Raw genomic sequence first — 22,036 nt, 5'->3', positions numbered from 1 at the left:
TTGACACTCTGCACAGGGACGGCAGCCCCTCGAAGGCTCATGGGAGGCTCACGCGACGAGCCGCTCCGCCTCCTCGACGGCCTCCGCCAGGGAGTCCACCACCGGTACGCCGGCCTCCTCCAGGCTCGCCCGGCCGTGCGAGCCCCCGGTGTACAGCACGGCCTTCGCGCCCGCCGCCTGCGCGGCCACCGCGTCGTCCGCCGCGTCCCCGATCACCACGGTCCGCCCGGGCTCCACGCCCCCCAGCAGCCGCAGATGCCGCACCATGTGCTCGGCCTTGCTGCCCCCGGACGGCCCGACCCGCCCCTCGACCCGTATGAAGTGCGGCTCGATCCCGAAGCCCCGGACCAGCGGGACGAGTTCGTCATGCACGTACATGCTCAGCAGCGACTGGCTGCGCCCCGCCGAACGCCACCCGGCCAGCAGCTCGGCCGCCCCCTCGGTCAGCCCGCACAGGCCGCGGTGCTCGGCGTAGTACCGGTGGAAGATGACGTCCATGGCCTCCCACTCGGCCCCGGTCGGCAGCCGCCCCATCAGCCGCTCGTAGAACCTCGGCACCGGCACGCAGTACAGCGCCCGGTACTGCTCCAGCGTGATCGGCGCCAGGCCCAGCTCGGCCGAGGCCGCGTTCGTCGCCCCGATGATCGCCTCGTTGTCGTGGAACAGCGTCCCGTTCCAGTCCCAGACGATGTGTCCGCTTTCGTGCTTCCCCATGCCGAAAACGCTACCCGCCGCCACTGACAATCAAGACCAACGGCACGTCATCGCAGGTCACAGAGGTTCAAGAGGGTCAGCCGAGTCCCACCAGACCCGGGATCTCCTGCGTGGCGTACCAGAGCAGTTCGTGGTCCTCGGCCCCGTCCACGACGAACTGCGCGTCGTCGTCCCCGCCGTCCGCCGCCGCCAGCGCCCCGGCCGCCGCGGTCACGTCCTCCTCCGCGTCGTCGGAGTCGACGTGCACGGAGGCCGCCCTGGCCAGCGCCACCGTCCCGGTCACCCGGACCTCGCCCAGCGCCGCCGGGTCGAGTCCGCGGTCCGGGTCGGCCGCCGCCGTGCCGTCGGGGACGTCCACGGCGACCACGACCCGGCGCCGCATCGCGTCCGGGTCGGCGGCGAGCAGCCGCAGGGAGGCCAGCGCGGCCCGGTTGAGCGCGGCGTACTCCAGTTCCTCTATGTCGTCCGAGAGGTACCACTCGCGCAGCGCGGGCGTGACGGCATAGGCGAGGAACGGGCCGGTCCCCAGCTCGCCCGTCTTGTGCGCCTCGGCAAGCCCGGGGAGGGTCAGGGGGACGTAGACGCGCATGCTGGCCGCTCTCTTCCGGGCTCGGTCGACTCTGTCCCTCCCGAAGGTCCCGCTTTCGGTCCTGGCGCCTTCCGGAGGGCCTTCAGGATACGTGCGGGTGTCCCCTTTCGGGTCCCGGGAGGTGGCCTCGGAGCCGTCCACCCCGCGCCCCGCGATTCACCCGGTCCAGCCGCCCGCCCCAAGGGCTTCCCGGACCCCCAACCACTCGGATAGGTGAACATTCCGGGCCCCCGACACGGCCCTCCGTCGCCTTGCTGTGCCCGTCCCGGCCCCCGTACAAGATCACCGACCGCAAGTTACCGCCCGGTACTGCCGGGCCCGCCGAACGGGGACCCCCATGAACAAGGTCATGACCAGGACCACCCAGCTCCGCCCGAGCACCCGCCCGCCCGGCCGCCGCGACTCCCGCCGCCCCGGCGCCCCCTCGTCCCGCCGACCGCTCACGCCTCCGGCGGCCCCGCCGAGCCCACGCCCCACCGACCTCTTCGCGGAGCGCCTGCTGGCCGTCCTGAGCGGCCGCCGCCCCGTCCACTGGATGCTCCGGCACACCGCAGGTCCCGCCTACGACGACCTGGCCCGCCTCGCCGAACGCGGCCCCCTGCGCACCCGCGGCACCGACCCCGTCGTCCGCGACATCGGCTACTACGTCCCCCGCGCCGGCGCCCTGGAGGTCTTCGCCCGCATCGCCGCGGGCGACCAGCTCCGCGCCATGGCCTTCCGCCTGGAGCAGGGCACGGACCTGCGCTGGCGCTGCACGGCGGTAGAACTGGGCGGGCCACGCCCGCCACGGGGCGGGTGACGCTTGGGGTGGCACGGTGGTGGAGCTGTGCGGCCCACACTCACCGCCGGGGTGCGGTCCGCGCCGGACAAGCCGAAGGGCCGGCCCCCCCTTTCCGGGGTGGCCGGCCCTCACGGGGCGCTGTCGCTGCCGTCACTTCCTGCGGCGGCGGCTGCCCTTCGCCTGCTTGCGGCGCTCCGCGCGGGTGAGGCCGTCGGCCTCGGAGCGGGCCGGCTCGTCCTCGTCGTCGTAGGTGAAGTCGCCCTCGACCAGGCCGCCCTCGCCGTCCACGGTGGCCGCCGAGAAGTGCATGCCCCGGCGCTGCGGCGCCTCCAGGCCCTTCGCACGGATCTCGGGACGGGAGCCCGCCTGGGCCGGCACCGCGTCCTGGACGCCCTCGTCCACCGTCTCGGTGTCCTCGACCGGGACCTCCTCGACCTGCTGCTCGACCTGGACCTCCAGGTTGAACAGGTAGCCGACGGACTCCTCCTTGATGCCGTCCATCATCGCGGTGAACATGTCGAAGCCCTCGCGCTGGTACTCGACCAGCGGGTCCTTCTGGGCCATCGCGCGCAGGCCGATGCCCTCCTGGAGGTAGTCCATCTCGTAGAGGTGCTCGCGCCACTTGCGGTCCAGGACCGACAGCACGACCCGGCGCTCCAGCTCACGCATGATCTCGGAGCCGAGCTGCGTCTCGCGCGACTCGTACTGCTCGTGGATGTCGTCCTTGATGGACTCGGAGATGTACTCGGCGGTCAGACCGGCACGGTCGCCGGCCGCCTCCTCCAGCTCGTCGATGGTCACCTTGACCGGGTAGAGCTGCTTGAAGGCGCCCCACAGACGGTCGAGGTCCCAGTCCTCCGGGAAGCCCTCGGCGGTCTCCGCGCCGATGTACGCGTCGATCGTGTCGTCCATGAAGTGCTGGATCTGCTCCTGCAGGTCCTCGCCCTCCAGGACGCGGCGGCGCTCGCCGTAGATGACCTCGCGCTGCCGGTTGAGCACCTCGTCGTACTTCAGGACGTTCTTACGGGTCTCGAAGTTCTGCTGCTCGACCTGCGACTGCGCGGACGCGATCGCGCGGGTGACCATCTTGTTCTCGATCGGCACGTCGTCCGGCACGTTGGCCATGGACATCACGCGCTCGACCATCTGGGCCTTGAACAGGCGCATCAGGTCGTCGCCGAGGGAGAGGTAGAAGCGGGACTCGCCCGGGTCGCCCTGACGGCCGGAACGACCGCGCAGCTGGTTGTCGATCCGGCGCGACTCGTGCCGCTCGGTACCGAGGACGTAGAGACCGCCGAGGTCCTTGACCTCCTCGAACTCGGCCTTGACCGCCTGCTGCGCCTTCTCCAGCGCGGCGGGCAGCGCCTGCGCCCACTCCTCGATGTGCTCCTCGGGGTCGAGGCCGCGCTGACGCAGCTCCGCGTCGGCGAGGTCCTCGGGGTTGCCGCCGAGCTTGATGTCGGTACCACGGCCGGCCATGTTGGTGGCCACCGTCACCGCGCCCCGGCGGCCGGCCTGCGCGACGATAGTGGCCTCGCGCTCGTGGTGCTTGGCATTGAGCACCTCGTGCTGGATGCCGCGCTTGGAGAGCTGCTGCGAGAGGTACTCCGACTTCTCGACGGAGGTCGTGCCGACCAGGATCGGCTGGCCCTTCTCGTGCTTCTCCGCGATGTCGTCGACGACCGCCTCGAACTTGGCGACCTCGGTGCGGTAGATGAGGTCCGACTGGTCCTTGCGGATCATCGGCCTGTTGGTCGGGATCGGGACCACGCCGAGCTTGTAGATCTGGTGAAACTCGGCGGCCTCGGTCATCGCCGTACCGGTCATGCCGGACAGACCGGGCTGTTCCTTGCCGTTGTGGTCGTGGCGCTTGTAGAGGCGGAAGAAGTTCTGGAGGGTGATCGTGGCGAGCGTCTGGTTCTCGTCCTTGATGTCCACCCCTTCCTTCGCCTCGATCGCCTGGTGCATGCCCTCGTTGTAGCGGCGGCCGGCGAGGATACGGCCGGTGTGCTCGTCGACGATCATGACCTCGCCGTCGAGGACGACGTAGTCCTTGTCCTTCTTGAAGAGCTCCTTCGCCTTGATGGCGTTGTTCAGGTAGCCCACCAGAGGCGTGTTCACCGACTCGTAGAGGTTGTCGATGCCCAGCCAGTCCTCGACCTTGGAGACACCGGGCTCGTGGATGGCGACCGTGCGCTTCTTCTCGTCGACGTCGTAGTCGCCGGTCTCCTCGAGGCCCTTGAGCGGGTTGCCCGCCTCGCCCTTCTTCAGGCGCAGGACCAGCTTGGCGAAGTCGCCGTACCACTTGGTGGCCTGGTCGGCCGGGCCGGAGATGATCAGCGGCGTACGGGCCTCGTCGACCAGGATGGAGTCGACCTCGTCGACGATGGCGAAGTTGTGGCCGCGCTGGACGAGCTCGTCCTGGGCCCACGCCATGTTGTCGCGCAGGTAGTCGAAGCCGAACTCGTTGTTCGTGCCGTACGTGATGTCGGCCGCGTACTGCTCGCGGCGCTGGGCCGGCGTCATGTTGGCGAGGATGCAGCCGACCTCGAGGCCCAGGAACTTGTGGACGCGGCCCATCATCTCGGAGTCGCGCTCGGCCAGGTAGTCGTTGACCGTGATGAGGTGGACGCCCTTGCCCGCCAGCGCGTTGAGGTACGCCGGCAGGGTGCCGACGAGGGTCTTGCCCTCACCGGTCTTCATCTCCGCCACGTAGCCGAGGTGGAGGGCCGCACCGCCCATGATCTGCACGTCGTAGTGACGCTGGCCGAGGGCGCGCTTGGCGGCCTCGCGGACGGTGGCGAACGCCTCGGGGAGCAGGTCGTCGAGGCTCTCGCCGTCGGCGTAACGCTGCTTGTACTCATCGGTGAGGGCCCGCAGCTCGGCGTCGGAGAGGTCGACGAAGTCCTCTTCGATGGAGTTGACCTGGTCCGCGATGCGGTGCAGCTTGCGCAGGATCTTGCCTTCGCCTGCACGCATGATCTTCGAGAGGACGGACACGGGGGTTTGTCTCCTTGCCGGTCGGGCCTGGGACGGTCGGTTTCCATTTGACGTACTGAGCAACGGCCATCGTATGCGAGGACCCGGCCGTGCCGGGAGGCCTGGCCGCCCGACGGCCCTCCGCCGCTTTTCCGGGGACTCGCTGAGCCCCCTTGGTGCCACAGATCCGGGTGGTGTCGCCGGGTGTGTGCCGCTTCGTACGGGACAACGGCCGGGGTGCGCGGATAGTGCCGCGTCGGCGCGAGGAATTGCGCGAAATGTGATCACGTGCTCACGGACGGCGAAATGGATGGCGGTCCGGACGCCGGGCCGAGCAGAATCGGCCGATGGAACCCGTCACGCTCACCACCCCGCGTCTCCTCCTGCGCGCGGTCGGACCGCAGGACACCGAAGCGGTGTACGCGGCCGTCCAGGATGCCGACATCCAGCGCTGGACGACGATTCCCTCGCCCTACCTCCCCGAGCACGCCCGCGGCTTCACGGAGCAGATGGTCCCCGACGGGTGGTCCGAGGGTTCGATGTTCACCTTCGGCGTCTTCCTGCCGGCCGGGGAGCTGGCCGGGATGCTCGCCCTGACCATGCGCTCCCTGGGGGCGGCCGAGGTGGGCTTCTGGACCGCGAAGGAACACCGCGGCCACGGCTACATCACCGAGGCCACCCTCGCGGCGGCCCGCTGGGCCTTCACCGAGATGGCGATCGACCGGGTCGAATGGCGTGCCGAGGTCGGCAACGGCGCCTCCCGCGCGGTCGCGGAACGCGCGGGCTTCACCGTCGAGGGCACGCTGCGCTCCTCCCTCAACAACAAGGGCGTACGACGCGACTGCTGGGTGGGCTCCCTGCTCCCGTCGGACCTGGGCCTGCCCTCGGCCGCGCCCTACCTGCCGGCCCCTGCGCAGGGATGACGTCCCAGCTCATGCCGGACTGTCAGTGCCACCCTCTATCGTCCGAGCCATGACGACCCTCCCGCGCCCCACCGCCGCCCTCTCGGCGGACGAAGCCCGCCGCATCGCCCTGCGAGCACAAGGCTTCCTCGGCGCCCCCGACCGCCGCTCGGGCGTCCGGGGCGTGCTCCGCCACCTCGGCGCGGTCCAGCTCGACACCATCTCGGTCCTCGCCCGCTCCCACGAGCTGATCCCGTACGCCCGCCTCGGTTCCGTCGGCCGCAAGACGGTCGACGCCGCCTACTGGACCGACACACACGCCTTCGAGTACTGGTCGCACGCGGCCTGCATCCTCCCCATCGAGGAGTGGCCGCACTTCGCCTTCCGCCGTCGCGCCTACCGCGACCGCCCGCACTGGAACCACGACCTCCCCGAGGGCGCCTACGACCAGGTCATCAAGCAGCTGCGCACCGAAGGACCGCTGACCGCCACCGAGTTGGGCGGCGCGAAGAAGACCAGCGAGTGGTGGGACTGGTCCGGCACCAAGGTCGCCGTGGAACGCGCGCTGATGCACGGCGAGGTGGTGTGCGTCCAGCGGCGCGGCTGGAAGCGGGTGTACGACCTCGCCGAGCGCGCGGTCCCGGGCGCGCTGCTGCACGACGAACTGGACGACACGGAGTGCCTGCGCCGGCTGGTCCGGCTCGCCGGTCAGTCGCTGGGCGTGGGCACACGCGCGGACATCGCCGACTACCACCGGCTCAAGGGCGAGCAGGTCGAGGCGGTGATCGCCGACTCGGGTCTGGTCCCGGTGGAGGTGGAGGGATGGGGCAAGCCCGCCTGGGCGGACCCCGCCGCCCTGGCCACACCCCCGCGCGGCCGGCACCGCACAACCCTGCTCTCCCCCTTCGACTCCCTGATCTGGGACCGGGCGCGCACGGAACGGATCTTCGGCTTCACCCACCGCCTGGAGGCCTACGTCCCCAAGCCGAAGCGGGTGTACGGCTACTTCGCGATGCCGGTGCTGGCCGGTGGCCGTCTGGTGGGCCGTGTGGACCCCGCGCGCGAGGGGAGCGACATCCTGGTGGCCCGCCAGGTCACGCTGGACGGTCCGAAGGCGGTCCCCGCGGTCGCGGAGGCGCTGGTCGAGGCGGCGAGCTGGGTGGGCTGCACGACGGTGCGCGTGGAGCGCGTGGACGCCCCCGAGCTGCGCGAGCCGCTCCTCCGGGAAGTGACCCGCTCGCTGATCGCCGCGCTGCGCTGACCGGCCGCCGGTGCCGGCGGCGGCCCGGACTCAGCGGATCTCGAGGATCTTCTCCCGCATCGCGTAGACCACCGCCTCCATCCTGGAGTGCAGCTGCAGCTTCTCCAGGATGTTGCGCACATGGTTCTTCACGGTGTTCTCGGAGATGAACAACTCCTTCGCGATATCGCGGTTGTTCATCCCCGTGGCGACGAGCTTGAGCACTTCGAGTTCACGGTCGGTGAGCCGGGGCGCCGGCACCAGCCGCCGCTCGTCGGTGCGCTGGATCATCGACTTGAACTCGGTAAGAAGTTTCGACGCCATGGACGGGCTGATCTGCGACTGACCGTCGGCCACCGCGCGAATGGCGGTGGCCACCTCGTCGGTCGAGATCTCCTTGAGGAGATATCCGGTCGCGCCCGCCTTGATCGCCTCGTAGAGATCGGCCTCTTCGTCGCTGATCGTCAGCATGATGATCTTCGCGCTGGGCGCGACCTCCTTGATGGAGGTGCAGGCCTCGATCCCGCCGCGCTTGGGCATCCGGACGTCCATCAGCACGATGTCCGGCAGCAGGTCGGCGGCCTTGTCGACGGCCTCGGCGCCGTCCCCCGCCTCCCCGACGACCTGGATGTCCTCCTCGGCGGCGAGCACGATCTCCAGACCACGGCGGAAGAGGGCGTGGTCGTCCACGACAAGGACTCTGATCGGTTCCTTGCGTGGAGTGCCGCCCTCGTCCGGGCCCATGCCGACGACGCCGCCGTCGGCATCCCCGTCCTGCATCGGTCCGAAGCTGTCCGCCATCGTTCCTCCCCCTGAAGGCTGTGGCCTGTGGTGCTGTGCCATCGCCAACCCAAGGCAGCGGCCCACCGGTTGGGCCGTTGCGGCCATGATTCCATGCCCAGGCGACAACGCGGTGACAGAGCGGGGCTCGAAGTGGTCGCACACCGGTGCCCCCGGGGGCGCACACGCGCTTCCAGGGGCACAGGCTCAGCTGCCTGCCTGCCGGGTCAGCCGCCCAGCGTGCCTCCCGCCGCCGGGGGTTGCGCCTGGGCGACCATCGGGTCCGTGCTGAGGTGGATGACACCGTAGTCGTACGCGTGCCGCCGGTAGACGACACTCGGCTCCTTGGTCTCGGAGTCGACGAACAGGTAGAAGTCGTGTCCGACCAGTTCCATCTCGTAGAGAGCCTGGTCGAGGGTCATCGGGGAGGCGACGTGGGTCTTCTCGCGGACGACGAGGGGGCCTTCGCCCTTCACTTCCAGGGAGCCCATCCTCGTGGTGGGCACGCCGTCGGGCTCTTCCTCGTGGAAGGGGCTGCCGTTCCCGTTCAGCGTCGCCGCGCCGGGGACGTGGTCGGGGACCTCGGCGGCCGAGATCCGCCGTGCGCCGCGGCGCGAGAACCGCTTGTCGTGCTGCTTGCGCAGCCGTGCGTCCAGCTTCTCCGCCGCCAGGTCGAGTGCCGCGTACGGGTCACTGGCCGCTGCCTCCGCCCGGATCACCGGACCGCGGGAGCGGAGGGTGATCTCCACTCGGTCGCAACGGTCGGCCTGTCGCGGGTTGGGCTCCTTGGACACCTCGACGTCGAGGCTGATCACCTTGCCGTCGAGCTTCTGGATCTTCTCCAGCTTCAGCTTCTCGGCCACGTGCTTGCGGAACCGCTCGGGCACCTCGGTCTTGCGGCCCTTGACGACGATGTCCACGCAGAACTCCGTTCCCGGATCGCCCCGCTCCACAGGCGGAGCATCTCCCTTTTGCACCCGACTCCGGTGAACCCCGGAGCCTCGGACTCGGCGACTTCACCTCCTCCTCCCCCATGGGCAAGATCTGCACCCCAGCACCGCGATGATTACGGAAAACCCGCAGCACGGCATTCGGATAGAGGAGACATGGCCTGCGGCTTTCTCCCTCACAACCGAACATATCTCGCCCGGACGGATGTCGTCACCCTCTACTGATGCGTACCTCCATTCAGGTGAATTGGTCCTGTCACTACCTGCAACGATGTACGTCCACAGTCAGTTCCGGTTCATTTCGAAAGAATCCGGTGCGGCCGCGATCACAGCCGCACGGATCGGCCACACGAGGGCGTTCGCCTCGGCCTTTCCCGGCGCGTCCCGTGTCCACTTCGCCCGTGCTTCCCTTGCTCCGGCCGTCCGTTCCTCCCTTCCTTCCCAAGCCGCGCGCCGATACACAGCCGTTGTCGCCTCTCCTGTCCCTCCGGGCCCCATCGCCTCCCGCACCGCACGGGCCGCCTCCGTGAGGGTGGCACCGGTCGTGACGAGGTCGTCGACCAGGACGACCCGGCCCCCGGCGAGCATCCGAGCACCGCCTGCCGTCACCTCCAGCGCGCCCGCGAGATTCGCCAGCCGCTGCCGCGAGTTGAGCCCCGACTGGTCGGCCACCGCCCGCCGCTGCCGCAGCACCGGGGCCACCCGGGCCGGGGCCCCGGCGCGCCGCAGCTCCGCGGCCGCCGCGAGGGCGATCCGCCGCACCGGATCGTGTCCCCGTGCCCGCACGGCCCACGGCGCGGAGGGCACCGGGACGAGCAGCACGGGCCCTGGCGCACGGGCGTCACCCGCCATGTCGCCGCACGAGGCCACGACGCGGACGGTCCGGCCCTCCCGGAGCCCGGCCCGCACCGCTCCCGCCAGAGCCGTGCCCAGCGGCCCGGCGAGGGCCAGCGCGCCCCGTTCCTTGTGGGCGAGCAGCGCCGCCCGTACCTCGTCCGCGTAAGGCGCCGCCGCGTACAGCGCCGGCAGCCCCGGCGGCTCCGGCACCGGTCGCACCCGGCGCGGTACGGCCCCGCTCAGGGCGGCACGGCACTCGGCACAGAGCACCGTGCGAGGCGTCCCACAGCCTCCGCACTCGGCCGGGAGCACCAGGTCGGTGAGGTCCTGCCACCACCCCCGCATGTGCCCACTGTGCCAACGCCCGGCCGGACCGGCCACCCCTGTGGACAACTGCCTGTGGACAACTCCACGCGACACGCACAGCACGTCACCCACATGGGTTAAGGAGGCCGGTGTCTCAGCCGGTAATGGTCGCCCGGGGCACGCAAAAGGCGGCCGCCGGGAGCACACAGCGGCAGCTGCCCGAGACGCAGAGCGGCCCCTCCGGCCTCGCCGCCCGGAGCACGCCGGACCACGCCGGAGCACACGGAGCCCGCGGAGCCCACGGAAAAGCGGCCGTCCCGTCGGCCGGAGGCCGGACCGGGGCGGCCGCTCACGCGGTGGTGGAGGCTCAGCCCGGGTAGACCGGTGCCGACCCGTCCTTGACCACCTTCTGCCACTGGTCCCCGGACGGCAGCCGGACGATCCCGTCGTCCTGCGAGTCGGCCACCAGCGGCACCCGGTCGTCCTCCGACGCGGCGATCGCCAGGACGCCCGTGAGGGCCGCGGGAGCCGCCCCGTCCGGCGTCGAGCCGTCGACCTGCACGTACCGCGTCTGCTGCACGCCGCCCTGCTCGCGCCCGACCACCACGAGCTGGCTGTCCCCGGCCCAGGACATCGCGGTGACCTCCTCGGAGCCGGGGGTGGCGGAACGCAGTTCGAGGACCGAAACCTCCTGCTGGTCATCGGACTTGGTGCGCTCGATCCGTCCGACGAGCAGCGACTGCTTGCCGCCCTCCTCCACGACGAGCGCGATCCGCACCCCGTCGGCGGCGACCCGCACGTCCTCGATCCGGCCGTTGAGCTCGGGAATCTGCACGGCCAGCGGCTGTCCGACGCCCTGCGCCAGCATGTACAGCTGCGGCTTGTCGGGATTCCGGTCGGCCACCCACAGGTCGCCCCGGGCGTCCCAGCTCGGTGCTGTCAGCCGGTCGTCCTCGGTCGCACCGTGACTGGTCAGCACGGCGTCCCCGAGCGAACCGTCCGACGCGAGCGAGGTGACGTACAGCGCCTTGCCGTCGCTGGTGACCCCGGCCGCGGTCCGCTCGTCACGGGCGACCGCCACCGACCGCAGCGGCTTGGTGCCGGCGCCGAACGGGCCGGGTACCGCGATCGTGCTGGTGCCGCCGGTCGCCATCCGCACCAGCCGGTGCTTGCTGTCGAGGAAGTACAGGTAGTCGGGCCGCTTGGTGGAGGGCCGCCAGGCCGTGGACTCGGCCTCGCTCTCGGTGATGTCGCACATCCGGCCGCCATTGACGGACTGCAGTGCGACCGAGGCCACCGTGGGCGTCAGGTTCCGCAGCGTGAACAGCATCTGGGCCGCCATCTCGGTGCATTTGGCCGGACCGATCCGGGACGCCTTGACGTTCAGCGGCACGGTGAGCCGGTTCTGGTCGTCGGGCGCCAGTCCGGACACGCCCTTCTTCAGCGCCGTACCGGTCGGGAAACTCGACCGCACCACCGGGCCGAGCCAGGAGGTGGGGCCGTTGAGCAGCGAACGCACCAGCTGGGTCGTCGGATCCACCCGGCTGCGGACGAAGACGGGATCGGCCACCGCCACCGGCTGCCCGGTCTCCCCGGCGGAGGTGTCCGAGGCGAAGTAGTACTTGTCGACGGACGTGTAGTTGCGCTGGAAGTCCGACTTGCCCATCACGACACCCTGCGGCAGCGAGTCGATCCGCCACTGCCCGCTCTTGGCGTCCTTCGTCAGATGCACCGACTTGCGGTACGACCCGTCGGCGGGCGTGTACGCCTGCTGCGCGTCGACCGTGGCCACCCGGCTGCCCTGGAGCGCGTAGGTGATGCTGTCGGCGTCCTCGCGGCCTACCGGGCGCGCGGTGGTCTGGATGCTCGGCCCGTTCGCCAGCACCGTCGCCTGCAACTCCGGCTTCCAGGTCTTCGCGGCGGCCGCGGTCAGATACTTCCGCGCCGTGTCGTAGAGCGGATCATCGCTGGTCAGAGCCTCCAGGAAGCCCTGCACGATCTCGGTGGACGAGGCGTCCTGCTGCGGCGGCATGGCGAACACCCGCACCTGCGTGTCCTGCCGCGGCGTGGACTCGACATCCTGCAGGTTGCCGCTGTCCGGCATGGAGGCACAGCCCGCCAGCAGTACGGCCCCACAGGCGGCGTACACCACCGCGCCCACAGGGCTGCGCCGGGCGCTCCCCTCGCGGTCAGCGCCCACGAAATGCCTCCCCTGGCTTGTTCGACTCCTCCGGCCCGGCGACGCTCCCGTCGTCCGCCGCACCGGTCTCGGGCGTGCTCTCCTGGCGCCGTGCGCCCCCGGTGGGCCGGGGGACCACGCGTGCGCCGTTGCCGGGCAGGGCGGTCGGGTCGGCCGTGGGGGCCACGGTGGCCATCCGCTGCTGCATCGGCGCGAGCGGCGACGCCTGCCCGCCGGGCTGCACCGGAACCGTCGCCCGCTTGTCCTCGCCGCTCGGCAGACCTGCGTCGCTGAGCCCCCGGTTGCGCCGGGAGTCCTTGGGCTCCAGGGGTATCGGCGAGCCCCGCAGCGGCTCGTCCGCGGTCCTCGGCAGTGTCAGCCGGAACTGCGAGCCGCCGCCCGGCTCCCCCCACGCCTGCAGCCAGCCGCCGTGCAGCCGCGCGTCCTCCAGCGCGATCGACAGCCCCAGGCCCGTACCACCGGTGGTACGGGCGCGTGCCGGGTCCGCCCGCCAGAAGCGGCTGAAGACCCGGGTCGCCTCGCCGGGCTTGAGCCCCACACCGTAGTCACGCACCGCGACCGCGACCGCGCCGCCGGCCGCGGCCAGCTTGACGATGACGTCCTTGCCCTCACCGTGCTCCACGGCGTTGACGACCAGGTTGCGCAGCACCCGCTCCACACGCCGGGCGTCCGCCTCCGCGACGACGGGCTGCAGATCGCCGACCACGCGTATGTGCGTGCCCTTGCGCGCCGCGAGCGGCTCGGCCCCGCTGACCACCCGCCGCACGACCTCCCTGAGGTCTATCGGCTCGGCCTCCAGCGCTGCCGCGCCCGCGTCGAAGCGGCTGATCTCCAGCAGGTCGGCGAGCAGCGACTCGAACCGGTCCAGCTGGTCGGCGAGCAGTTCCGCGGACCGCGCGGTCACCGGGTCGAAGTCCTCGCGCGCCTCGTGGATGACGTCGGCCGCCATCCGCACGGTCGTCAGCGGGGTGCGCAGCTCGTGCGACACGTCCGACACGAACCGGCGCTGCATCCGTGACAGGTCCTCCAGCTGCTGGATCTTCAGCTGGAGATTCTGCGCCATCTTGTTGAAGGCCTCGCCGAGCCGCGCGATGTCGTCCTCGCCGGTGACCTTCATCCGCTCCTGGAGCCGCCCCGCGGACAGCCGCTCGGCGATCCCGGCCGCCATCCGCACGGGCGTGACGACCTGGCGCACCACGAGCCAGGCAATGGCCCCGAGGAGTACGACGACGAACAGCCCGGCGGTCGCCAGCGTGCCCTTGACGAGGCTGAGGGACTTCTCCTCCTGGGTGAGCGGGAAGAGGTAGTACAGCTCGTACGGGTCGCTGTTGGGGTCGTTGACCTGCTTGCCGATGACCAGAGCGGGCTGCGACTCCTTGTCGTCCGTGTAGATGATCCGGGTGTAGCTCTGCGCGGCCGTCGTGTTGCCGCCGATCCGCGCGCGCAGGTCGTCGGGCACGCTGGCCGTCGGGTCGACCTGCCCGGAGGCACGCGTGCGCCCGCCGCCGCCGTTGTTGTCGCCCGCGGGCAGCGTGACCACGTCGAAGGCGCCCTGGCCGCCGCTGGAGAGGGACTCGACGAGGTCACTCATCCACGAGGTGAGGTTCTGCGACTGCCGTCCGTCCGCCGTCTCGGCGGTGTTGCCCGTGCCGGTCGCAGCCTCGTCGGCCTTCTGCTTGGCCACCGCGAAACCACCGGTGGCCTGGCTCTGCGAGGCCTTCACCTTGGCGTCCAGCAGGCCGTTGCGCACCTGTCCGATGACGACGAAGCCGAGCAGCAGAACAACGCCCAGCGACATCAGCAGGGTCGTGACGACGACCTTGAGCTGGATGTTGCGCCGCCACAGCCGCATGACGGGCAGCAGCGGGCGCCGCACCCAGCGCATGAAAAGCCGCAGGACCGGGCTGCCCTGGACGCCGCCCTGGAGCAGTCCGCCCTCGAAGAGCAGCCTCCAGCGCGAGCCGGGCCTCTTTCCGCCGACAGGCCGCCCCGGACGGTCCCCGGACCGGCCGGGGGCCGAAGCGGCACTGTCCCCGGACATGTCAGCTCGGTCCCGCCTTGTATCCGACACCACGGACGGTCACCACGATCTCCGGCCGCTCCGGGTCCTTCTCGACCTTGGAGCGCAGCCGCTGGACGTGAACGTTGACGAGACGGGTGTCCGCCGCGTGCCGGTAGCCCCAGACCTGCTCCAGGAGCACCTCACGCGTGAACACCTGCCACGGTTTACGGGCGAGCGCGACCAGCAGGTCGAACTCCAGCGGGGTCAGCGCGATCGACTGCCCGTCCCGCTTCACCGAGTGCCCGGCCACATCGATGACCAGGTCACCTATGGCGAGCTGCTCGGGCGCCGGCTCCTCCGACCTCCGCAGCCTGGCCCGGATCCGGGCCACCAGCTCCTTCGGCTTGAACGGCTTCACGATGTAGTCGTCCGCGCCCGACTCCAGGCCCACGACCACATCGACGGTGTCGCTCTTCGCCGTGAGCATCACGATCGGCACCCCGGACTCCGCCCTGATCAGACGGCACACCTCGATACCGTCCCGTCCGGGCAGCATCAGGTCCAGCAGCACAAGATCGGGCTTGGTCTCACGGAAAGCGGCCAGCGCCTTGTCGCCGTCGGCTACGAAAGACGGCTCAAAACCTTCACCACGCAGCACGATGCCGAGCATCTCGGCCAGTGCGGTGTCGTCGTCGACGACAAGGACTCGTCCCTTCATAAACGACATCATCCCATTAGCTAATCGTTACCTGGCGTGACCTGGCACACAGCTCGGCAAGAGCCTCAGCCGTCACGGGCGAAACGGCGCCTTCCTCGGTGACGATCGCCGTCACCAGTTCAGGCGGCGTCACGTCGAACGCCGGGTTGTACGCCTGGGTCCCCAGGGGTGCCACCGGAATCCCGCCTCCCGCTCCCGCCACTGGCACCTGCGGTGCTGTGACCTCGGTCACCTCATATCCGGGGCGTTGTTCGACCTCGATGGCCGCCCCGTCCGGCGTCTCCGGATCCACCGTCGTCACCGGCGCCACCACGATGAACGGCACATGGTGATACCGCGCGAGCACCGCGAGCGGATAGCTCCCCACCTTGTTCGCCACCGAGCCGTCGGCCGCGATCCGGTCCGCCCCGATCAACACAGCGTCCACCTCCCCCGCCGCGAACAGCGAACCGGCCGCGTTGTCGGTGAGCAAGGTGTACGCCATACCGCTGCGAGCCGCTTCGTATGCCGTCAGGCGAGCACCTTGCAGCAACGGACGCGTTTCGTCCACCCAGAGCCTTCGCAACCGCCCCGCGCGATGGGCCCGCAGGGCCACCGCGAACGCCGTGCCCTCCCCTCCGGACACCAGCGAACCGGAGTTGCAGTGGGTGAGGATCCGGTGTCCTCCACCCGGCAGGAGCTCGTCCAGCAGCGCGAGCCCGTGCCCTGCCATACGGGCGCTGGCCTCGGCATCCTCCCGGTGCAGCGCCCGCGCCGCACCCAGCGCCGCCGCGGCCGCCGCCCCGCTGTCACCGCCCTTGGCCAGAGCCGACCGGTACGCCGACGCAGCCCTCCTGACCCCGACGGACAGATTCACCGCGGTCGGCCGGGCACCCGCCAACGCCGCCGCCGCCTCGTCCACGTCGAAGCCGCGCGCGGCGGCGAGCGCGACTCCGTACGCCCCCGCTATCCCGAGCAGCGGCGCCCCGCGCACCGCCAGCGATCGGATCGCCTCCACCAGCGCGGGCGCGTCCGTGCAGACCAGCTCGACCTCCTCGGCCGGCAGTCTGGTCTGGTCGAGAAGGACCACGACGGGACCTTCGGGCGGCTCCCCCCACCGGATCACAGGCATCCCCGTCGGCTTCCTGTCCTCGCCGGTTTGCGCGTACTGATCAGCCATGCGGTCAGTCTGCCCCGTATCCGGCGGAGAATTGAAGGTGCGCAGCCTCTACCGCACCCGGTCACTGGGCGACCGCACCATGGCACGATGGCAGCCAACCTGCCACCGCGACCGCGGACGGGCACCGTGAAGGAGCTTCGATGAACGACACTCCGGGCTGGGCCTCGCCCGGATCCGCCCCGTCCGACGGGCGGGAACCCGGCGCGTCCGCCCCTGCCGACCGCCCCGTCCCCCCGCCCGCCGAACAGCCCGCCGATCAGCCGGGCGCGGATCCACAGGGCTCCGGCTCGAAGTGGTCGCAGGAGCAGCCGCCCCCCGGCCAGTGGTCCGCGCCCACGGGCACCCCGGCACCAGGCCAGGCACCTCCGCCGCCACCCCCCGGCCCCGGCTGGGGCGGTCAGCCCCCCGGCGGCGGTTACGGAGGCCCCGGCGGCCCGGGCGGCTACGGTCCCCCCGGCGGCTACGGAGCCTGGGGCGGCGGCTGGGGCGGCCCCCCGCCCGCCGCCAAGCCCGGCGTGATCCCACTGCGCCCGCTCGGCGTCGGTGAGATCCTCGACGGCGCCGTCTCCACCATGCGCACCTACTGGCGCACGGTCCTCGGCATCTCGCTGACCGTCGCCGTCGTCACCGAGGTCGCGGTGATCCTCCTTCAGGGCCTCGTCCTGAACGACTCCGAGACCACCGACGCCCTCAACGACCCGAGCGCCTCCCTCAGCGAGGTGTCCCGTGCCGCCGGCGAGGTCATGCTCAGTTCGAGCGCCGTCCTGCTGATCTCCCTGGTCGGCACCATCATCGCGACGGCCCTGCTGACGACCGTCACCAGCCGCGCCGTCCTCGGCAAGTCCGTCACCACCGGCGAGGCCTGGCGCGACGCCCGCCCGCAGATCCTCAAACTGTTCGGTCTCATCGTCCTGATGGGACTCATCGCCGTCGGCGTCCTGCTCGTCGGCGCACTGCCCGGCATCGTCGTCGCGATCGCCGGCGGTCCGGGCGGCGCCATCGCCGCCCTGCTCGTCCTCGGCATCCTCGCGGGCGCCATCGTCACCGTGTGGCTGATGATCCGCTTCTCCCTGGCCTCGCCCGCGCTGATGCTGGAGAAGCAGGGCATCACCAAGTCGCTGGGCCGTTCCGCCAAGCTGGTCCGGGGCTCCTGGTGGCGGGTCTTCGGCATCCAGATCCTGGCCACGATCATCGCCAACATCGTCTCGTCGCTCGCCGTGGTCCCGTTCACGGTGCTCGGGGCCTACGCCAGCGGCAACGGCTTCAGCGGCTTCCTCGAGGGCACCAACGGCAACTTCGGCTGGACGTTCCTCGTCATCAGCGGGATCGGCTCGGTGATCGGCTCCATGCTCACCTTCCCGATCAACGCGGGCGTCACCGTGCTCCTCTACATCGACCAGCGCATCCGCCGTGAGGCCCTCGACCTCGAACTGGCCCGCGCCGCCGGTGTCGAGCACTACGACACCAGCACCCCCGGCACCGTTCCGGGGAGCTGATGCGGTGAGCCCGACGGGGGGAGTCCTCACAGCGATGCCCACGGCCCTGCTGTTGCTGACCGGTTCCGGCGACGAACCGCCCGTGACCATCCCGCGCGACCCCGCGCGGGAGGCAGCACGGCATGAGCTGTCCAAACGGATGTACCACGAGAACGACCCCGGGCTCTTCCAGCGTGCCCTGAACGCCTTCCTGGACTGGGTCGACCGCCTGCTCTCCGCCGCCGCGTCCGCGACGCCAGGAGGCACGCTGGGCCTTGTCGTCGTGGTCCTGGCCATCGTCGCCGTCCTGGGCGCCCTGTGGTGGCGCCTGGGCACCCCACGCCGCCAACCCGCCTCCGCCGCCGCCCTGTTCGATGACCGCCCCCGCAGCGCCGCCGAGCACCGCGCGGCCGCCGAGGCCCACGCCGCCCAGGGCCACTGGAACCAGGCCCTCCAGGAGCGCATGCGCGGCATAGTCCGCGCCCTGGAGGAACGCGCCCTGCTCGATGTCCGCCCCGGCCGCACCGCCGACGAGGCCGCCGCCGAAGCCGGCCGTGCCCTGCCCGCCCACACGGACCGGCTGCGCGGCGCCGCCCGGGAATTCGACGACGTCACATACGGCGGCCGCAGGGCGACCCAGTCGTCGTACGAGCGCATCGCCGGACTCGACCGCGACCTGGAACGCACCAAGCCGATACTCGCCAGCAGCGCCCACAGCGCGGCCCACAGCACCCGCCAGGGAGCCGCCGAATGACCACCGGCGTAGCCCTCCCTGCCACCTCCACCGCGCCTACCGCCCGCCAGGTGTGGACCCGCACCCGAGGCATCGTCCTCGCCGTGGTGCTCCTCCTGGCCGGAGCCGTCGCCATCGCCGTCATCCGCTCCGACACCAGACACGGCGACCTCGACCCTCGCTCCGCCGATCGCTCCGGCAGCCGCGCCGTCGCCGAACTCCTCGCCGACCGGGGCGTGTCCACACGTGTGGTCACCACCCTGGCCGAGGCCCGCGCCGCGGCCGGCCGCGACACCACCCTCCTCGTCGCCGTCCCCGACCTGCTGACCCCGCATCAACAGACCCAGCTGCGGGCGTCGACCGCCGGATCGGGCGGCCGCACCATCCTGGTCGCCGCCGGCAGCTCGTCCGTCGAGCGACTCGCCCCCGGCGTCACCGCAGACCCCGCCACCAGCCTCAAGTCCACGCTCGACCCCCACTGCAGCCTGGCCGAGGCCCGCCGAGCGGGCAGCGCCGACACCGGTGGCATCCGCTACACCACCACCCATCTCGACGCCGACTCCTGCTACCCCAGCCAGCGCCTGGCCACGCTGATCCGCGTCCCCGCCGCCTCCGGAGGCGGCGACACCGTCGTCCTCGGCGCCCCTGACATCCTCCTCAACGACCGACTCGACGAGCAGGGCAACGCCTCGCTCGCCCTTCAACTCCTCGGCTCCCGCCCCCATCTGGTCTGGTACCTCCCCTCGCTCTCCGACTCCTCGGCCACCGGTACCGGCGAACAGAAGAGCCTCTTCGACCTGCTCCCCTCCGGCTGGCTCTGGGGCACACTCCAGCTCTTCATCGCCGCAGCCCTCGCCGCCTTCTGGCGGGCACGCCGACTCGGCCCCCTCGTGCCCGAGAAACTCCCCGTGGCGATCCGCGCCTCCGAAACCGTCGAAGGCCGCGCCCGCCTCTACCGCAAGGCCAACGCCCGCGACCGCGCGGCCGCCGCTCTTCGCTCCACCGCTCGCACCCGCCTCGCCCCCCTCGTAGGCGTCCCCGTCTCCCAGGCGCACGCGCCCGAGGCCCTGCTCCCCGCTCTGTCCGCCCATCTGCACGGCGACGGACAGAGCCTGCACTCCCTTCTCTTCGGACCGCCGCCCGGCGACGACGCGGCCCTCATCGCCCTCACCGACCAACTCGACGCCCTCGAAAGAGAGGTACGCCGTCCATGATGGACCCGACCACTGACAACGCCGGGACCAGCGGGAACCCGGCCGACGCCCGGGCCTCCCTGGAGGCCCTGCGCGCCGAGATCGCCAAAGCCGTGGTCGGCCAGGACCCCGCCGTGACCGGCCTCGTCGTCGCTCTCCTCTGCCGCGGACACGTTCTTCTTGAAGGAGTCCCCGGAGTCGCCAAAACGTTGCTCGTCCGGACGCTCGCATCCGCGCTCGAACTGGAAACAAAGCGCGTCCAGTTCACCCCCGACCTCATGCCGAGCGACATCACGGGCTCCCTCGTCTACGACACTCGCACCGCCGAGTTCTCCTTCCAGCCCGGCCCGGTCTTCACCAACCTGCTCCTCGCGGACGAGATCAACCGCACCCCGCCCAAGACCCAGTCGTCCCTCCTCGAAGCCATGGAGGAACGCCAGGTCACGGTCGACGGCACCCCGCGCCCGCTCCCCGAGCCGTTCCTGGTCGCGGCGACCCAGAACCCCGTCGAGTACGAGGGCACGTACCCTCTGCCCGAGGCCCAACTCGACCGCTTCCTCCTCAAGCTGACGATCCCTCTCCCTTCCCGCGAAGACGAGATCAGCGTCCTGACCCGCCACGCCGAGGGCTTCAACCCACGCGACCTGCGCGCCGCCGGCGTACGCCCCGTGGCCGGCCCCGGGGACCTCGAAGCCGCCCGTGCTGCGGTCGCCAAGACGACCGTCTCCCCCGAGATCACCGCCTACGTGGTCGACATCTGCCGTGCCACCCGCGAGTCCCCGTCCCTCACTCTCGGCGTCTCCCCGCGCGGCGCCACCGCCCTGCTGGCCACCGCCCGCGCGTGGGCCTGGCTGACGGGCCGCGACTACGTCATCCCCGACGACGTCAAGGCACTCGCCCTGCCCACCCTCCGCCACCGCGTCCAACTCCGCCCCGAAGCCGAGATGGAGGGCGTGACCGCCGACTCCGTCATCAACGCGATCCTCGCCCACGTCCCGGTCCCTCGCTGATGCCCCTCACCGGACGAGCCGCCCTCCTCGCGGCAATCGGATCGATCCCCATCGGCATCTGGGAACCGAGCTGGACGGGCATCCTCGCCGTCAACGGCCCGCTGGCCCTGGCCTGCGCCTGCGACTTCGCCCTCGCGGCTCCGGTACGACGCCTCGTGCTGACCCGCTCCGGTGACACATCGGCCCGCCTTGGCGAGACCGCCGACGTCACCCTCACGGTGGCCAACTCGTCCGGCCGCCCCCTCCGAGCCCGCATCAGGGACGGTTGGCCGCCCAGCAGTTGGCAACCCGGCACCGAGGTCGAAGCCTCACGTCACCGCCTCACCGTCCCCCCGGGGGAACGCCGGCGCGTGACGACCCGGCTGCGCCCCACCCGCCGCGGCGACCGTCAGGCGGACCGCATCACGATCCGCTCCTACGGCCCCCTCGGCCTGTTCTCCCGCCAGAGCGGCCACAAAGTGCCCTGGACTGTACGGGTTCTCCCCCCCTTCACCAGCCGCAAGCATCTACCGTCGAAACTCGCCCGATTGCGTGAACTCGACGGACGTACCAGCGTCCTGACGCGCGGTGAGGGCACGGAATTCGACAGCCTGCGCGAGTACGTCCCCGGCGACGACACCCGTTCCATCGACTGGCGAGCCACGGCACGGCAATCGTCGGTCGCGGTACGCACCTGGCGTCCCGAACGCGACCGGCACATCCTCCTGGTCCTCGACACCGGCCGCACCTCCGCCGGCCGAGTGGGCGACGCCCCACGCCTGGACGCCTCCATGGACGCGGCACTCCTGCTCGCGGCGCTCGCCTCACGCGCGGGTGACCGTGTGGACCTTCTGGCCTACGACCGCCGCGTGCGCGCCCTCGTCCAGGGTCGCGCCGCAGGCGATGTACTCCCGTCCCTGGTCAACGCGATGGCCACACTCGAGCCCGAACTCGTCGAAACAGACGCACGCGGCCTCACGGCAACAGCGCTCCGTAGGGCTCCGCGTCGTTCCCTGATCGTCCTGCTCACGACACTCGACACCGCTCCTGTCGAACAGGGCCTGCTTCCTGTGCTCTCCCAGCTGACCCAACGCCACACAGTTCTGCTCGCGTCGGTGGCCGACCCGCATGTCTCCCGAATGGCAACGGCACGGGGGAACGCCGACGCGGTGTACGAGGCAGCGGCAGCGGCACAGGCCCAGAGCGAACGGCACCGGACCGCTGAGCAGCTCCGTCGGCACGGTGTGACGGTGGTGGACGCGACGCCTGATGATCTCGCACCCGCGTTGGCGGATGCGTACCTCGCTTTGAAAGCGGCGGGACGGCTCTGAAAGTCACGCGGTGGGCCCGTGCACGGGCCCACCAATACTTTTCCCCCAGACCCCATAACGCAGAAAACCCCCGCATCGATCGATGCGGGGGTTTTTCCAATATTTGTTCGGCGGCGTCCTACTCTCCCACAGGGTCCCCCCTGCAGTACCATCGGCGC

18 protein-coding genes are annotated in these 22,036 nt (G+C 71.1%); 8 read left to right on the top strand and 10 right to left on the bottom strand.

Annotated elements, in window-relative coordinates; translation table 11 throughout:
- Positions 1-48 precede the first annotated feature (48 nt).
- A complete protein-coding gene (locus tag AB0D85_RS47405; protein ID WP_362336176.1) occupies positions 49-714 on the bottom strand; it encodes an HAD family hydrolase in 666 nt (221 codons plus the stop codon).
- 76 nt (positions 715-790) lie between these two features.
- A complete protein-coding gene (locus tag AB0D85_RS47400; protein WP_362336173.1) occupies positions 791-1,303 on the bottom strand; it encodes a hypothetical protein in 513 nt (170 codons plus the stop codon).
- A gap of 337 nt (positions 1,304-1,640) precedes the next feature.
- On the opposite strand from AB0D85_RS47400, the gene AB0D85_RS47395 reads away from it, so the two are divergent.
- Complete coding sequence (locus tag AB0D85_RS47395; RefSeq protein ID WP_362336170.1) at positions 1,641-2,102, top strand: Rv3235 family protein; 462 nt, start codon at positions 1,641-1,643, stop codon at positions 2,100-2,102.
- Between the two features lie 132 nt (positions 2,103-2,234).
- On the opposite strand, the gene secA is transcribed toward AB0D85_RS47395, so the two are convergent.
- The gene (gene secA, locus AB0D85_RS47390) at positions 2,235-5,084 is read right to left on the bottom strand and encodes a preprotein translocase subunit SecA (RefSeq protein ID WP_362336167.1); all 2,850 of its coding nucleotides are present in this window, start codon (positions 5,082-5,084) and stop codon (positions 2,235-2,237) included.
- A 326-nt stretch (positions 5,085-5,410) separates the two neighbouring features.
- Here secA and AB0D85_RS47385 point away from each other — a divergent pair, with 326 nt between their 5' ends.
- Positions 5,411-5,986: a GNAT family N-acetyltransferase gene (locus tag AB0D85_RS47385; RefSeq protein WP_362336164.1), complete on the top strand. Its 576-nt coding sequence runs from the start codon at positions 5,411-5,413 to the stop codon at positions 5,984-5,986.
- 49 nt (positions 5,987-6,035) lie between these two features.
- The gene (locus AB0D85_RS47380) at positions 6,036-7,226 is read left to right on the top strand and encodes a crosslink repair DNA glycosylase YcaQ family protein (RefSeq protein ID WP_362336161.1); all 1,191 of its coding nucleotides are present in this window, start codon (positions 6,036-6,038) and stop codon (positions 7,224-7,226) included.
- Between the two features lie 30 nt (positions 7,227-7,256).
- On the opposite strand, the gene AB0D85_RS47375 is transcribed toward AB0D85_RS47380, so the two are convergent.
- The 7 genes from AB0D85_RS47375 to mtnA all read right to left on the bottom strand — a co-directional run bounded on the left by AB0D85_RS47375 (position 7,257) and on the right by mtnA (position 16,157).
- Positions 7,257-8,006 (bottom strand): response regulator transcription factor, encoded by a 750-nt coding sequence (locus tag AB0D85_RS47375; protein ID WP_362336158.1) that lies wholly within the window; start codon positions 8,004-8,006, stop codon positions 7,257-7,259.
- Positions 8,007-8,212: 206 nt separating this feature from the next.
- Positions 8,213-8,938 (bottom strand): ribosome-associated translation inhibitor RaiA, encoded by a 726-nt coding sequence (gene raiA, locus AB0D85_RS47370; RefSeq protein WP_362336155.1) that lies wholly within the window; start codon positions 8,936-8,938, stop codon positions 8,213-8,215.
- Between the two features lie 282 nt (positions 8,939-9,220).
- Positions 9,221-10,117, bottom strand: a complete 897-nt coding sequence (locus AB0D85_RS47365; protein ID WP_362336152.1) for a ComF family protein — start codon at positions 10,115-10,117, stop codon at positions 9,221-9,223.
- A 328-nt stretch (positions 10,118-10,445) separates the two neighbouring features.
- Complete coding sequence (locus AB0D85_RS47360) at positions 10,446-12,278, bottom strand: LpqB family beta-propeller domain-containing protein (protein WP_362336149.1); 1,833 nt, start codon at positions 12,276-12,278, stop codon at positions 10,446-10,448.
- Positions 12,268-14,319, bottom strand: coding sequence for an MtrAB system histidine kinase MtrB (gene mtrB, locus AB0D85_RS47355; RefSeq protein WP_362336146.1), 2,052 nt, complete (start codon positions 14,317-14,319; stop codon positions 12,268-12,270). The genes AB0D85_RS47360 and mtrB overlap by 11 nt, the downstream gene beginning before the upstream one ends.
- A gap of 1 nt (position 14,320) precedes the next feature.
- Positions 14,321-15,010, bottom strand: coding sequence for a two-component system response regulator MtrA (gene mtrA, locus AB0D85_RS47350; protein WP_015659998.1), 690 nt, complete (start codon positions 15,008-15,010; stop codon positions 14,321-14,323).
- Between the two features lie 4 nt (positions 15,011-15,014).
- Positions 15,015-16,157 (bottom strand): S-methyl-5-thioribose-1-phosphate isomerase, encoded by a 1,143-nt coding sequence (gene mtnA / locus AB0D85_RS47345; RefSeq protein WP_362336141.1) that lies wholly within the window; start codon positions 16,155-16,157, stop codon positions 15,015-15,017.
- A gap of 140 nt (positions 16,158-16,297) precedes the next feature.
- Here mtnA and AB0D85_RS47340 point away from each other — a divergent pair, with 140 nt between their 5' ends.
- From AB0D85_RS47340 to AB0D85_RS47320, 5 genes are read left to right on the top strand one after another with little or no spacing between them, the layout of a single operon-like run.
- Complete coding sequence (locus AB0D85_RS47340; protein WP_362336138.1) at positions 16,298-17,653, top strand: hypothetical protein; 1,356 nt, start codon at positions 16,298-16,300, stop codon at positions 17,651-17,653.
- A gap of 34 nt (positions 17,654-17,687) precedes the next feature.
- The gene (locus AB0D85_RS47335) at positions 17,688-18,386 is read left to right on the top strand and encodes a DUF4129 domain-containing protein (protein WP_362336135.1); all 699 of its coding nucleotides are present in this window, start codon (positions 17,688-17,690) and stop codon (positions 18,384-18,386) included.
- A complete protein-coding gene (locus tag AB0D85_RS47330) occupies positions 18,383-19,579 on the top strand; it encodes a DUF4350 domain-containing protein (protein WP_362336133.1) in 1,197 nt (398 codons plus the stop codon). The genes AB0D85_RS47335 and AB0D85_RS47330 overlap by 4 nt, the downstream gene beginning before the upstream one ends.
- Entirely contained in the window at positions 19,579-20,568 is a 990-nt protein-coding gene (locus AB0D85_RS47325; RefSeq protein WP_362336130.1) for a MoxR family ATPase, read from the top strand. Before AB0D85_RS47330 ends, AB0D85_RS47325 begins: the two co-directional genes overlap by 1 nt.
- Positions 20,568-21,878 (top strand): DUF58 domain-containing protein, encoded by a 1,311-nt coding sequence (locus tag AB0D85_RS47320; RefSeq protein WP_362336127.1) that lies wholly within the window; start codon positions 20,568-20,570, stop codon positions 21,876-21,878. The genes AB0D85_RS47325 and AB0D85_RS47320 overlap by 1 nt, the downstream gene beginning before the upstream one ends.
- Positions 21,879-22,036 lie beyond the last annotated feature (158 nt).

This window comes from Streptomyces sp. NPDC048277 (assembly GCF_040652235.1).
Classification (GTDB): Bacteria; Actinomycetota; Actinomycetes; order Streptomycetales; family Streptomycetaceae; genus Streptomyces.
The sequence above is the reverse complement of the archived record's forward strand: the minus strand, read 5'-3'. Positions and strand labels throughout refer to the sequence as shown.

Coding starts and splice junctions, on each gene's coding strand:
- AB0D85_RS47380 (WP_362336161.1), top strand. CDS start 6,036: ATGACGACCCTCCCGCGCCCCACCGCCGCCCTCTCGGCGGACGAAGCC.
- AB0D85_RS47330 (WP_362336133.1), top strand. CDS start 18,383: ATGACCACCGGCGTAGCCCTCCCTGCCACCTCCACCGCGCCTACCGCC.
- mtnA (WP_362336141.1), bottom strand. CDS start 16,157: ATGGCTGATCAGTACGCGCAAACCGGCGAGGACAGGAAGCCGACGGGG.
- AB0D85_RS47385 (WP_362336164.1), top strand. CDS start 5,411: ATGGAACCCGTCACGCTCACCACCCCGCGTCTCCTCCTGCGCGCGGTC.
- AB0D85_RS47335 (WP_362336135.1), top strand. CDS start 17,688: ATGCCCACGGCCCTGCTGTTGCTGACCGGTTCCGGCGACGAACCGCCC.
- AB0D85_RS47395 (WP_362336170.1), top strand. CDS start 1,641: ATGAACAAGGTCATGACCAGGACCACCCAGCTCCGCCCGAGCACCCGC.
- AB0D85_RS47325 (WP_362336130.1), top strand. CDS start 19,579: ATGGACCCGACCACTGACAACGCCGGGACCAGCGGGAACCCGGCCGAC.
- AB0D85_RS47405 (WP_362336176.1), bottom strand. CDS start 714: ATGGGGAAGCACGAAAGCGGACACATCGTCTGGGACTGGAACGGGACG.
- mtrA (WP_015659998.1), bottom strand. CDS start 15,010: ATGATGTCGTTTATGAAGGGACGAGTCCTTGTCGTCGACGACGACACC.
- mtrB (WP_362336146.1), bottom strand. CDS start 14,319: ATGTCCGGGGACAGTGCCGCTTCGGCCCCCGGCCGGTCCGGGGACCGT.
- AB0D85_RS47400 (WP_362336173.1), bottom strand. CDS start 1,303: ATGCGCGTCTACGTCCCCCTGACCCTCCCCGGGCTTGCCGAGGCGCAC.
- AB0D85_RS47320 (WP_362336127.1), top strand. CDS start 20,568: ATGCCCCTCACCGGACGAGCCGCCCTCCTCGCGGCAATCGGATCGATC.
- AB0D85_RS47340 (WP_362336138.1), top strand. CDS start 16,298: ATGAACGACACTCCGGGCTGGGCCTCGCCCGGATCCGCCCCGTCCGAC.
- AB0D85_RS47365 (WP_362336152.1), bottom strand. CDS start 10,117: ATGCGGGGGTGGTGGCAGGACCTCACCGACCTGGTGCTCCCGGCCGAG.
- AB0D85_RS47375 (WP_362336158.1), bottom strand. CDS start 8,006: ATGGCGGACAGCTTCGGACCGATGCAGGACGGGGATGCCGACGGCGGC.